The following is a 13,164-nucleotide window of genomic DNA, read 5'->3' as shown; positions in this document are numbered from 1 at the left end:
GCTGCACTGCAATTCGGGTATCTGAAGGTTGCGAACGAAAATGATCACGCTGAAAACAGATAAAAAACGTCTGGCACTATTTATTGCTCTGGTCTGCGCCGCTTCATGGGCTGAAGCGGATGAGGCCATTGAATTTAATACCGACGTACTGGATGCCAGCGACAGGCATAATGTCGATTTACAGCGTTTTTCCGAAGGCAACTTTGTGGCTCCCGGAGAATATCTGCTGGATGTTCGTATAAACAGCCAGGAGATTCCTCAACAGTCAATCCGTTATATCGCCGATCCTGCCAACTCACATAAATCTATGGCGTGTCTGACGGCGCAACAACTCGAGTTACTGGCGCTAAAAGAAGAGGCGTTGACCCATATTCATCCCATTAGCGCAACCTGCTATGACATTTCCCGCCTGCCGGGTGTGGCGCTGAATAATAGCGCAGGCGTGCTGGACATTACCGTGCCTCAGGCATGGATGAAATATACCGACCCAGACTGGACGCCGCCGGAGCGCTGGGATAACGGCGTCGCCGGGCTGATTTTTGACTACAGCATCTCAGGGCAGGCCACGCATTACGAACAGGGTGGCGATCATTATCGCTCTCTGTCCGGCTATGGGCAGACAGGTTTTAACCTCGGCGCATGGCGTTTTCGTGGCCAATATCAGGCCAATTACGCTTCAGATGATAATCACGGGCGTATCGACTGGGATCAGATCTATGCTTATCGCCCGTTACCAATGCAGGCTGCAAAACTGACGGTCGGTGAAATCTATCTGAATTCTCAGGTTTTTGACTCGGTGCGCTTCACCGGGGTCAACCTCGCCAGCGACGAACGTATGCTGCCGCCAAATTTGCAGGGCTACGCGCCTGAAGTGCACGGCATCGCCCGCAGTAATGCGAAGGTCACCGTCAGTCAGCAGGGCCGTGTTATCTATCAAACCACCGTTCCTGCGGGGCCGTTTAATATTCAGGATCTGCACGGTTCGGTACGCGGTACGTTGGATGTGCGGGTCGAAGAGCAGGATGGCAGCGTACAAACTTTTCAGGTCAATACGGCTGATATTCCTTACCTGACGCGCCCGGGCTATGTTCGCTACAACGCCGCGGTCGGCAAGCCATCGCGTTATAACCACGACGTTCAGGGCCCTGCGTTTTATAGCGGCGATTTTTCCTGGGGGGTGAGCAATGCATGGTCACTGTACGGGGGCGCGTTGCTCACCGGCGAGCGCTACAACGCCTGGTCGATGGGGATTGGACGGGATTTAAGCTGGCTGGGAGCGCTGTCGGCCGATGCGACGCAATCCGTGAGTCGGGTGAAGCGTCAGGCTGAACAAAAAGGCATGTCCTTTAAGCTCAGCTATGCCAAAACCTTTGATGAGTACAACAGCGCGATTACCTTTGCCGGATACCGCTTTTCACAGCGTAACTTCCGCACCTTCTCGCAGTTTCTCGACGAGCAGTATGAAAGTAACAACAGCGCCGGCAACGAAAAAGAGATGTACACCGTTACCGGCAACAAAACCTTTTTTGCTGACGATCCGCATTTAGCGACCACGCTCTACCTCACCTATACCCACCAGAACTATTGGGATCGCGGTTCCCAGGATCGTTACGGGTTATCGATGGGACACAGTTTTTCCTTCGCGGGTATCCAGGGGATCAGCGCCAACCTTGCGGCTTATCGCTCTGAGTATCAGGGCAAACGGGACGACAGTCTCTCGCTTTCAATTTCAGTGCCATGGGGCGATGGCCGCTCTATGGATTATGAATTACAGAACAGCGGTAACCAGACCAGCCAAATGGTTTCGTATTCCGATAACCGCGATCGCAACAATCCGTGGCGCTTGCGCGCAGGGATTTCCGGGGAAGGTCATACGGCATTTGATGGCTATTACCAGCACCGCAGCATGATGGCGGAACTGGAATCCAACGTCAGCTGGCAGCAATCACGCTATTTCTCCGTTGGCGGCACGGTACGCGGCGGCTTTACGGCGACGCGTCACGGCGCGGCGTTACATAACAGCCAGGCGTCAATGAATACCGCCAGAGTGATGGTTGATACCGATGGCGTTGCCAATGTGCCGCTTAACGGCGAACAGGCGCACTCAAATCGTTTCGGTATTGCTGTTGTACCGGACGTCGTCAGCTATCACAGCTTTGATACCCGTATCGATGTGGACGCCATGGATGAGGACATTTCCGCGACCAAAGCGATCGTGACTAACACCCTGACGGAAGGCGCTATTGGCTACCAGCGCTTTGCCGTCGCGCAGGGGCAAAAAATGATGGCGCTGCTGCGCCTGAAGGATGGCTCGGTGCCGCCGTTTGGCGCCGAAGTGTTTAACGCCAACGGCGTCAGCGTCGCCATGGTGATGGAAAACGGCATGGCCTGGATTGCGGGGGTGAATCCGTCCGAGCGTCTTTCCGTTGCTTGGGCTGGTCGTGCGCAGTGTCACTTACAGGTGCCGCAACAAATCAACCCGGAAGGTAACGTGCTTTTGCCTTGTGAATAATATCAATAACCTGAATGAATTTTGTCATGAATAATAAATCTCTTAATTTCGCGCGCCGTTGGCTTAAACCCGTGGCCTGTGGCCTGTTTTTTATTGCCCAGATAAATGCTTCATGGGCGGGAATTGCGCTCGACCGTACCCGCATGATCATCACCGGTGATACGCGCTCGGTAAGTGCGAACTTAACCAACACCAGCCCGAGTATTCCCTTTCTGGCTCAGTCGTGGGTAGAGGACGCCCACGGAACAAAAATTACTTCGCCATTAATGGTCTTACCGCCGCTGCAACGGATTAACGGTGGGCAGAAGGGAATCGCCCGCGTGACGAAAACCAGCGGAATTAACGCGTTGCCACAGGATCGCGAGAGTCTGTTCTATTTGAACGTGCGTGAAATTCCGCCAAAACCGGATAAGCCGAACGTACTGCAGCTGGCGATGCAGTCGCGGATCAAATTGTTCTATCGGCCGACAGCTATCGTGCCGGAAACGCCGGGGGCCGTGTGGCAAAACCAACTGACCTTTCACAAACAGGGTCAGCGCTGGACCGTGGATAACCCAACGCCATACTTCGTCACCTTAATCGGCTTAAGCCGCAAACCTGAAGCCCAGGGCGGCGGCAGGCTGACTGATTTCCCGGGGATTATGATCTCGCCGAAATCCTCCCTCGATTTCAAGGTTTCGGATGCCAGCGTCAGCCAGTTCAGCATGATGTACGTGAACGATTTTGGCGGTCACCCTGAATTGAAATTCAGCTGCACAGGCAATGTGTGTAAAGCATTGCCGATGGAGCAACAGCCCCGGTAAAGGACTCGTAAATGAAAAAGATGCTTTGCGCTCTGTTGATGGCAGGCATGGCCTGCTCGGTTCAGGCCACAAGCGGCCGCCATGATATGAGCAACGTTTCCGGCGAGTATGGCAACGTCCGCTTTCATGGCCGGGTATTCGTTTCGCCGTGCGTGCTGGATATGGCTTCACGCGATCAGACCATCGATCTCGGTGATATTTCCGCCAGCCGCTTTCGCCAGAGCGGCGATCGCAGCGATCCGGTATTGGTGACGCTGCACCTGAATGGCTGCTTAAAAGGCTCCGGGCACACGTTAAAGGACTTCCCTGGGCAGACCAGCGAGCTCCCTGAGCTGTCGCACAGTACGGTGGAGCGTGGCGTTTCGATGACTCTGATGGCCGAAAGCGCGCCGGAAAACAGCGATCTTGGGCGGATTCGCGGCGATGTGCGCGGCGCGGGCATTCGGCTACTGACCGAACGCAACCAGTTGATCCATCTGAATCAACCGCAACGCATGTGGATCCTCAAACCGGGCGATAACGCGATTCACTTTCTTGCCGCGCTGGAATCTTTTGGGCAGGAGGTGACCGCTGGCGACTTTAACGGTCTGGTCAGACTTAAGCTGGAGTATCTATGAGCGTATTGCACAAAGCACTGCTGTGGCTCGCCCTGGCGGGCTGTCCGCTGGCCGGGCAGGCATTTACCCTCGGAGAGGGAGAACCACAGGGCGGTTCGCCGCATCAGTACGATATTGAACTGAGCTCGCTGGATGTCAGCAAAAACCACGAGGGCGGCAGAACGGATCCGTTCACCTGGAATTTGGGCAGTTGGTATGTCGTGGATTTTCATTGTGAGCAGGCCGACATCTCGCGACAGCCGATTTACTACACTACCACGACCACCATGCCGCCTTCTAATCAGGGAGCGAACCGTTTTCGTCTGAATGAGTACCTGGATGTGGAAGTCCAGGTATGGGTCGCCGGGCGGTATAACAACTATGTTCAGGCGCCGTTCACCAACTTTTCGAATCGCTACAACGACCATAACTGCAAAAAGCGCAAAGGCTACGAGCGAGCTACTAACATTGAAAGTGGCTCTAAAGGGAAAGTGACGTTTATTGTCACTAAACCCATTATTAACGGCATCAATATTACCTCTCAGTCGCTGGTGGAGGTTGCTGGACGTCTGGGCAACGCGGGACCTACGCCGACAACGCCAATTTCCCGTGTGGTCATTAAATCCGGGCTCATTACCGTACCGGACAAATGCATCTTTAATCGGGGAGACAAAATCAGCATTGAATTTGGCGATCTGCCAGGCTCCGCCGCCCGGCTCAACGGCACCAACTACAGCAAGTCGATCCCCATTCATGTGGTCTGCGAGGGGGGGAGCTTCGATCAGGGCGCGTTGAACATTAATCTTGGCGTACAAACTACCACGGCGTCAGGCACGGCGGGGTTTAACGATCATCTCCTCGGCACGCTGAGCGGTGGCCAAAAACGCGACGACCTTGGCATTGTGATTAAAGACGCGAGCGGCGGCACCGTCGTGCCCAATCAATTCTACAACGTGAAGGGTTTTTACCAGAATCAGGGCGACTGGAATCTTACCGCCGCGCCGGTGGCAAAACCGGGCGTGGGAAGCGTTAAAGAAGGTGAGTTTGAAGCTTCTGCCACCGTTGTCGCGCAGTTTCAGTAGGGGGATGCCATGAGATTTACGGCGTTAATCGCGACCAGCGCGCTACTGCTTGGCGGCTTGGCGCAGGCCGACACTAAGCTGGTCGGCGGCGATATGTATTTTCACGGCACCATTCGAGCGTTGGCCTGCAGCCTTGCGCCAGGAGGCGACAAAATCGAGGTCGATTTCGGGCAAATCGCGACGCAGGATCTCTATCTCTCGGGGCGCAGTAAGCCGAAAAAATTCAGCATTGAGTTACGCGACTGCAACCCGGAGGTTTTTCGCGGGATCTCGGTCACTTTCAGCGGGCGTGAGGATGCGGAGTTGGCGGATCATCTGGCGCTGGATAGCAGTGAACAAGGCGCCTCCGGAATCGGCATTGGAATGAGCGAAGAGGATGGTACGGCAATCCGCCTTGATGAAAGCACGTCAGTCAAAGAGATTACTGAAGGCTCGATGACGCTGAATTTTTTGGCATGGGTCGCGGCGGAACCGTCGGCGATAAAAAATCAGACTCTCGAATACGGCCCCTTCAGCGCCAGCGGGACCTGGACGCTGAACTACCAGTAGCATGATGAACGCATTGCATCGTATTGCGCCGCTGCCGGCGCAGAAAGTATTGCTCGTTGTCAGTCTGCTGTTCTGGGGCGGGGCAATGCATCTCTACTGGCCGAATAACGGCGGTAGCGGTTTGTCGTTGCCGCTAAATATTACGGCCTGGATTTATGCCGTTGTGCTGGCAGCTAGCGCATCGATGCTGGTACCTCGTCAACGCTGGCGGATAACTATACCCGCAGCGGGGTTTACGATGGGGGCGCTCATTCTAACGCTGCTTTGTCTACTGACGCCTGAGGTTTGGCGGTCCGAGGCGCTGCTGGTCGCGGGGGCGTTGCTGGGAGGCGTGCTTGTTTATTTGGCGACGTTGCAAATTCCGCTTACGACAAACACGCTGACAGTACTGCTGGCTCTGCTCTGGGGCGCGTGTGTCCTCGAATGTCTGGCGTTTACCTATCAATACTGGCATTGGCCGGGGGTTAATTACTGGGAGTTTGCCTGGCGGCGCGGTACGCGCCCCTACGGTATTTTTCAGCAGGTTAATCTGATGGCCAGCTTCACGGCGTGTGGCGTGCTGCTGTCAGCATTGCTCTTTTTACGGCTACGTGGCGGATATCGAATTATCATCGCGATTGCTCTGGTGCTAATGGGATTTGTACTACATGAGTCTCAGTCGCAAACCGGTTACCTGTCTGTGGCGGTAGGCGAGGCCTTGCTGCTGGCGGTTTTTCCTGCGCAGCGCCGTACACTGCTGTTACTTCTGCTGCCGCTGGCGATAGGCATGATTGCGGGCGCGCTTGCCCGCCATTTCTTGTCGGTGGTGACGGTTAATCACCTGACGACCTCCCAGGTGCGCTGGACGGTGTTGAAAGCATCGCTGGCATTATTTGCCGAACGTCCGTGGGCAGGATGGGGCGTGGGCAGTTTCGCCGCCGTGTTTCTTGAACGCGCGGGTCCGTTGGGGCTGAGTAGCATCTCGCATCCGCATAACGAACTGGCGCTGTGGCTGGTGGAGGGAGGGCTGATTGGATTGCTGGGGGCGCTTTGTTTTATGGCGAGTGGTTTATGGCTCTGGCTATACGGCAATCGCTGGCATCGCGCCTGTCTGGTGGCGGCGCTACCCGTCGTTATCCATATGTTGACGGAATACCCCGTCAGGCAGTCAACGCCACACTGGCTACTGCTGATTTTGTTGCTTCGTTGCGCAGACTGTAGGCGAAAGGGGGCACGGCTGCCGTTCACCCTGGCGACGCTGTTGCGTGCTGTGGCATTGATCGCGGTTGTTGTCATCACACCATTGCTGTTTCTCACGCTGCATACGCAGCAGCAACTGACGCTGGCGGAGCGACAATCAACACAGTGGCGTCTGGCCGAATCTCTTCCTGTAGGAGGCTGGCTGCTTGCCACCCGCTACCGGTTTGATGTCCAGATGGGGTATCTACAACGATACCAACATACCCGCGATGAGCGTTGGCTGGCAGCCGTTCGCCGCTGGGCGCCTGACTATGTGCGTGTTCAACCGGACCCGAATGTCTCCTTCACGCAGATCTTGCTGGCCTTACAGCTGCGAGATCTGGCTGAGGCGCATCGTCTGGCGACGCGCTTTTGTCTGTTATACCCGAATGATAGGCGTATTCCATGGCTGCAGAATGCGCGACGTCCTTTTAATCAAATAATGGAGTGAGATAAGCAAATCCTCTTATCGGCCCACGCCCATTACTGAGCCAGAACGACCTGCGCGAGCCGATCGGTGATGTTATCAAGCGTGCAAATCTTAATACGATGGTCCCGTGAATCAGAGAGGATAATCGTTTCTCCGTCGCCTTCGATTTCAAGAATAAATCTCGCCCCCAGGCGCCTGGAATTTTTATAGCGGGTGCTGATTCGTTGGGGAGAGCAGTCGTTGATGATGCTTAAATAGGGAAATTGCTGACGCAGGCTACGCCCGAGCAGCATTGCCTTAGCAGCCACACGAGGCTGGCCTGCAATAATCACAATGTCGGTCGGCGGATGCGCTCTGGCGGGTTGGGGACGATAACCGAGCAGAGTGACAATCGGCTCCATCATGAATGCAAAACCGCAGGCGGAAACCGGTTTTTCAGCAATACGGCTGGCGCAGGCGTCGTATCGGCCGCCACGGCTGATAATTAACTCGCGCTCCATGGCAATGCTGCGCCATTCAAAGACCAACTGACAATAGTCATTGGCGGGAAACAGCGCAGGATCGTATTGCCAGGCAATACCGGCTTGGGTCAGGGCGTGCTGAAGGCGCTGGAACCGATGACGGGAGTCAACGGTAATAAAATCCGCCAGGCAGGGCGCCGCAGGAGCAAGACGCTGAAGAAGGATATCCTCATGATGGATCAACCACTCCGGATGTTTCTCCAGCCAGTGCTGCTGCTCCGGGTTCAGCAAATGCGCGATGGGCTGATAATAATCGCGTAACGCCCGGCGGAAAGCCGCCAGCGAGGCCTCGTCACCCAGCATATTAATATGCAGTTCCGCCATTTCACCGAGGCCAATACGCCTGAAGAAAACCGCCTGCATAACCAGATGCTCGAGTTCGATATCAACGCCCGGCATGCCGAATGCTTCGACGCCAATTTGATGATTTTGCCGGATATCTCCATCCAGGGAGCGTTGACGGAACATGGCGCCTGAATACCAAATCCGGCTCATTACTGCGGTATGAGGGTTATCGGCCATCAGGCGTAGACATCCGGTTGTCCCATCGCCACGTAATTTTCCCTTGTCGGCCATCACCGGGCCGCCTGGGGCGAATAGCGATGTATGTTCAAGTAAGGGTAACCTGATTTGTTGATAGCCATGCTGGCGCAGAAACTGTTCAGCCTGAAGTTCCAGCCAGGTCCACTGTTCTGACGGGGAGGATTCATATTTACGCGGGCGGCCGCAATGTCTTGCCCGCAGCGGCCTTTCCATCTGGGCTTCAAGTTGCTGGCTCAACGCTTGCGAGGCGAGCAGGCAATTTTGCGCCAGTGCATGGCGGATTCTGGTCACCAGCGCCCGATTTACCGGTTGCCGGCAGAACGCCTGGAAGTGGGCCTGTCGCTGTCGCTCATTCTCACCGAGCTTGAGCCAGGCAGGATGAGGAACTATCAAACCTGAAGGCAGATTACCGTGACTATGGCACCCCGGGCTCCCGTCTTCGTCACATTCAATAAAGCGTTTTACGGCCAGGAAATAGGTTTCAGGTTCCAGTGGGCTGCATAGGTAGCGGCTGTCCCACAACGCGCCATGCCGTTGGTAACGACGATTATAATAAGGCACATAGCTGCGTCCGATATGCTGAATAAAACGGCTCAGCGCCTGTTTATCCGGAGCGCTGACCAGCAGCAGGATACGTGGAACGGCAAGTGACCAACTGTGAATAGACACGGCGTAACGTTGCGCCGCGTCTTGCATACACCGTTCGAAGGTTGAGTAATCCTCCTCGTGGCGGAATAACTCCTCGCCATTATGCCCGCGAAGCTGCGCCAGATGCGGCATCCCCGGAATAAATAATCTGTTTTTTCTCGGCATGTCCACGGTTCTCTGCTTAAGGATCTCGCTGTGTGTCAGGGTGAAATGCTGAAGGCGGGATAAGCGCCGCGACGAGTACCGTCCTGCCGCACGGTACCCAATCTGGACGTGTTTACTGACAGTGCTGTTGCAGCCAGTCAATGAGCGCTTTCTCTTCGAGCGACATTTGACGGGAGCTGGCGAGGTCCCATAGCCGTATCTCATTGTCGGTATTCAGCGTGATTATCGCGCGACACTGGCTTTGTAGGGCGGTTTGATGCTGGCGTTTAAGTTTGTTGCCGCTGCAATCCACCATCACGCTTAACTTCTCAATACGCTGGCGCAGAAGCTCCGCCAGCATCTGGGCCCGCAGGCCATCATCCTGACATTCACTGGTAATGACCACGTCTGGGTGAAAATGCCACAACGGATTATCTTTCTGGCTGACGGTCTGAATCAGTAGCAGCAGGCGTTCGATACCGATGGCAAAACCGCAGGCTGGCAACGCCTTCGGATTGAATAACTCCGCCAGGCCGTCGTAGCGGCCACCGCCGCAGACGGTACCCTGCGAACCCAGTTCATCAGTCACCCACTCAAACACGGTGCGGGTGTAGTAATCCAGCCCGCGCACCAGACGCGGATTAATGGTATAGGGGATATCGGCCTTATCGAGCAGTTCGCAAAGTAGCGAAAAATGGCGACGGGAGTCTTCGAACAGGTAATCCAGCAATCGTGGCGCCTGTTCCAGCATGGGCTGCATGGTCGGATTTTTGCTGTCGAGAATACGTAATGGATTGGTTTCCAGTCGTTTGAGGCTATCTTCATCCAATTGCTCACGATGAGCATTAAACCAGTCAACAAGGGCGGCTTTATGCGCCCGCCGTTCATCCGGCGTGCCCAGGGAGTTAATTTCCAGCCTGACATGCGGGGTCAGGCCCAGCTCCTGGAACAAATCCCGGACCATAAAAATCATTTCAGCATCGACGTCTGGCCCGGCCATGCCGAAGGCTTCAGCGCCGAACTGCGTGAACTGACGCAGTCGTCCCTTCTGCGGGCGTTCATAGCGAAACATCGGGCCCTGATACCACAGGCGCTGGGTTTTGTTGTAACACAGATTATTTTCCAGCACCGCACGCATGCAGCCGCTGGTCCCCTCGGGACGCAACGTAATCTGTTCGCCGCTTTTATCCGTAAAATTGTACATTTCTTTGGCAACGATATCTGTGGCTTCGCCAACAGCACGTTCGAATAAGGCGACCGGTTCCAGCAGGGGTAAGCGGATCTCCTGGTAGCCATAACGGTAGGTCAGACGACGGAATTTATTTTCAAGCCATTGCCAGATTGGCGTTTCGGCGGGCAGTACGTCGCGCATACCACGTATGGCTTTTAACTTTGCACTCATCGTTTATGACTCCTGATGCGAAATTCCCATATACTGTGCAGGTCTGGCGGGTTCCGGTTGGCGCTGCAACCCACCAGATTGTCCAGCGGGCAGCGGCAGTTTGCCGCTGCTCACTCTTATGCCGCCCGTTGCGCCAGGTCGGCAATCACGTCATCGATCAGCGCATCAATCCGGGAACTGTCCAGGTGGTGAGCGGTGGTGATCAGATGGGCCACGTTGCCGGACGTTGCCAGGCAGTGTTTCTTCCATACCCATTCAGAAGGCTTCGGAAAGACCACCGTGATGGAGTTTTTGTGGCACAGCGCGTCAATACCTGCTGCTTTAAAGCGATCCACGGCGTATTTCGCCATGTTGAGGCTGTGACCAATGCGGCGATGCCATTCGGCATCGGTATGGCTGCGAACGGCGGCCCACATCATCAAAGGGGTGTGACCGTTGCGTGACCCTGAAATCGTTTTATCGTGGGCGGAGATGTAGTCGATCTCTACGCTGATACGGTCGACGTTGGCTTTCTTGGCTACCACAATGCCGCATGGAATCGGGGAGCCGATCATTTTGTGTCCGGAAACACCAATCGAATCGATACCATCCGCGAAGGTAAAGGGTTGTGGGTCCTCCACGAAAGGCAAGATCATGCCGCTTAGCGCGGCATCCGCATGCAGATAATAATCTTCACGTGGGATCCCCAGCGCAGCGATACGCTTCTGTATCTCAGCGATATTATCAACAGCGCCGCGTACCGTTGTGCCAATATTGGCGAAAATGATAGGATGGCGTTCGCCTGAGGTCCTGATTTTATTGATTAAATCGTCATAATCCATTTCTCCGTCTGGTTGAGATTCCACCAGTTGCGATTTGATACGCAGCAGTTTGACGATTTTAGCGACGGAATAGTGAGTATCTTTTGAATAGTAGAGCGTGCCTTCCGGGAACAGCTCTCTTCCCAGATAGCAACCAAACATATTACTTTCTGTACCGCCGTTGGTGACATAACCCCAGCTTTCCGCAAAGGGGATTTTGAATATGCCGGAGAAATACTCCATGACTTCTTTTTCAAAGTCGAAAGAGTTGAGTAAATAGTTACAGTACTCCCCCCAGTCACCACAGTTATTAATTGAGAAACGCAGGAAGCGCTCCAGCATGGTGTAATCAAAATCAGCAGATTCAGGGTAGCCAATATTAAAGTAGCGATTTTTTACACAGTATGACCAAAATGCATCAAGTTTATTTTGATCGGCAATAGATAAAGACATATGAATCTCCATATTTATGTTGGTGAATAAAATATTATTTTTGAAGGTAAAGAATATCCTGGCCTTTTTTATTACGTCCGGCCGCGACAAAAGAAAACAGAGGAATGGTTACCATCATCATAATTGTGCCCCAGAAAATGGAATCAGTACCCGAACCGAGCAGGGCGAATATACTGTAAATCATACCGATGACAGTCAGGACGCAATAAAACATAAAGCCACGTCCACGGTTGAGCTTTTTAGAAACCATGATGATAGGTAGCGCGATAATGGCATACATATAAGGCAGCAGGGAGGCAAATACCGACATCAGAATCACCACCTGGAACTGTTTGGCGAGATCGGGGGAAGCCGTCAGTAACAGCACCAGACTCATCAGCACGCCAGAAATAATCAGACCTTTCATCGGGACATCATTTTTATTGGTCTCGGCGAAAATCTGCGGAAATAACCCCTGTTTCGCCCCGGCCCGCGGCCCTTCTGACTGCAAAATCAACCAGCCGGAAATGGAGCCAAAGCAGGCGATAATACTCAGCGCGGAGGCGATGTTGCCGGCCATATCGCCAAACATATAGCGTGCCGCATCGGCGAATGGGGCGGCAGATTTGACCAGTTCGGCGTGGGGAACCAGGCCCATGATAACGGTACAGCTACCGACGTAACATACGGAGGCAATCAGCAGGCCATATACGGTCGCACGAGGCACCGTGCGTTCAGGGTTTTCCACCTGTCCGCTGGAGACCACGGCGGATTCCACCCCTAAGAAACCCCACAGCGCAATGGAGGCCGCGGAGACGATGGCTGAGCTGTCGCTGTTGCCCGTCCCGTTGTAGACTTCAGAGAACATTTTCGGGTCAAACCAGAACCAGCCGACAATGCCCACACCCAGCACCACGACCAGCATGCAGCTGGCGGTGAAGGACTGCGCGCGCCCGGCCGTTTTAGCCCCCAGGCTGCCTAAGGCAATAAATGCCCACAGAATCGCGATAGCGGTGATACAACCGTAAACCGGATTATGCAGCGCCGGGAAGAAGTAGCTCAGATAGCCGACCCCGGCGACGAGGAGCGCGACGTTGCCAATCCAGGCGCTGATCCAGTAGCAAACCGTCGTCTGAAACCCGATGAAAGGGCCAAACGCATCGCTGGCATAGGCCACGATCCCTCCTGCGCGAGGGGTAATGAGGCTGGTTTTAGCGAAAACCAACGCCAGCGCAATTACGCCAATAATAGTAAACAACCATCCCCATAGTGAAATATATCCCACTCCGGCGAGATTGGTCGGCAACATAAAAACACCGGAACCCATCATATTTGATGCGGTCACAAGGGTTAGTGCCGTTAACCCCATTTTTTGCGCAGTACCCGCGCTGACGCTTCCCATATATATCCCCTCTGTATTAAGTAAATGCTTACTTGGTTATTAAGCGCATTTTTTCACAGGGCAGGTGCGGGAATATGATCTA

The 13,164-nt window shown here is 54.3% G+C and carries 10 protein-coding genes; 6 read left to right on the top strand and 4 right to left on the bottom strand.

Going from position 1 to position 13,164, the window contains the following annotated elements; all coding sequences use genetic code 11:
• Nucleotides 1-40: 40 nt before the first annotated feature.
• Genes ACSEMK_RS06795 through ACSEMK_RS06770 form a run of 6 tightly spaced genes read left to right on the top strand, consistent with a single transcriptional unit; the run spans nucleotide 41 to nucleotide 7,211 of the window.
• Nucleotides 41-2,512, top strand: coding sequence for a fimbria/pilus outer membrane usher protein (locus ACSEMK_RS06795; RefSeq protein ID WP_430914685.1), 2,472 nt, complete (start codon nucleotides 41-43; stop codon nucleotides 2,510-2,512).
• 26 nt (nucleotides 2,513-2,538) lie between these two features.
• Nucleotides 2,539-3,315 carry a fimbrial biogenesis chaperone gene (locus ACSEMK_RS06790; protein ID WP_430914684.1) on the top strand — a complete coding sequence of 259 codons (777 nt, stop codon included), beginning with the start codon at nucleotides 2,539-2,541 and terminating at the stop codon, nucleotides 3,313-3,315.
• An 11-nt stretch (nucleotides 3,316-3,326) separates the two neighbouring features.
• Complete coding sequence (locus tag ACSEMK_RS06785; protein ID WP_430914683.1) at nucleotides 3,327-3,932, top strand: fimbrial protein; 606 nt, start codon at nucleotides 3,327-3,329, stop codon at nucleotides 3,930-3,932.
• Complete coding sequence (locus ACSEMK_RS06780; protein ID WP_430914682.1) at nucleotides 3,929-4,993, top strand: fimbrial protein; 1,065 nt, start codon at nucleotides 3,929-3,931, stop codon at nucleotides 4,991-4,993. The genes ACSEMK_RS06785 and ACSEMK_RS06780 overlap by 4 nt, the downstream gene beginning before the upstream one ends.
• Nucleotides 4,994-5,002: 9 nt before the next feature.
• The gene (locus ACSEMK_RS06775; protein ID WP_271032146.1) at nucleotides 5,003-5,542 is read left to right on the top strand and encodes a fimbrial protein; all 540 of its coding nucleotides are present in this window, start codon (nucleotides 5,003-5,005) and stop codon (nucleotides 5,540-5,542) included.
• Nucleotide 5,543: 1 nt separating this feature from the next.
• Entirely contained in the window at nucleotides 5,544-7,211 is a 1,668-nt protein-coding gene (locus ACSEMK_RS06770) for a Wzy polymerase domain-containing protein (RefSeq protein ID WP_430914681.1), read from the top strand.
• 32 nt (nucleotides 7,212-7,243) lie between these two features.
• Here ACSEMK_RS06770 and ACSEMK_RS06765 read toward each other — a convergent pair whose 3' ends face one another.
• The 4 genes from ACSEMK_RS06765 to hdcC all read right to left on the bottom strand — a co-directional run bounded on the left by ACSEMK_RS06765 (nucleotide 7,244) and on the right by hdcC (nucleotide 13,082).
• On the bottom strand, nucleotides 7,244-9,034 hold the full coding sequence (locus ACSEMK_RS06765) for an ATP phosphoribosyltransferase regulatory subunit (RefSeq protein ID WP_430914680.1): 1,791 nt from the start codon (nucleotides 9,032-9,034) through the stop codon (nucleotides 7,244-7,246).
• Nucleotides 9,035-9,179: 145 nt separating this feature from the next.
• A complete protein-coding gene (hisS, locus tag ACSEMK_RS06760) occupies nucleotides 9,180-10,448 on the bottom strand; it encodes a histidine--tRNA ligase (RefSeq protein WP_113373000.1) in 1,269 nt (422 codons plus the stop codon).
• A gap of 116 nt (nucleotides 10,449-10,564) precedes the next feature.
• Nucleotides 10,565-11,701 carry a histidine decarboxylase gene (locus tag ACSEMK_RS06755; protein ID WP_015369839.1) on the bottom strand — a complete coding sequence of 379 codons (1,137 nt, stop codon included), beginning with the start codon at nucleotides 11,699-11,701 and terminating at the stop codon, nucleotides 10,565-10,567.
• 34 nt (nucleotides 11,702-11,735) lie between these two features.
• Nucleotides 11,736-13,082, bottom strand: a complete 1,347-nt coding sequence (gene hdcC / locus ACSEMK_RS06750; protein ID WP_045373958.1) for a histidine-histamine antiporter — start codon at nucleotides 13,080-13,082, stop codon at nucleotides 11,736-11,738.
• Nucleotides 13,083-13,164: the final 82 nt, after the last annotated feature.

Origin of the sequence: Klebsiella sp. K-3, assembly GCF_051207495.1 — a bacterium.
Classification (GTDB): Bacteria; Pseudomonadota; Gammaproteobacteria; order Enterobacterales; family Enterobacteriaceae; genus Klebsiella; species Klebsiella aerogenes.
The sequence above is the reverse complement of the archived record's forward strand: the minus strand, read 5'-3'. Positions and strand labels throughout refer to the sequence as shown.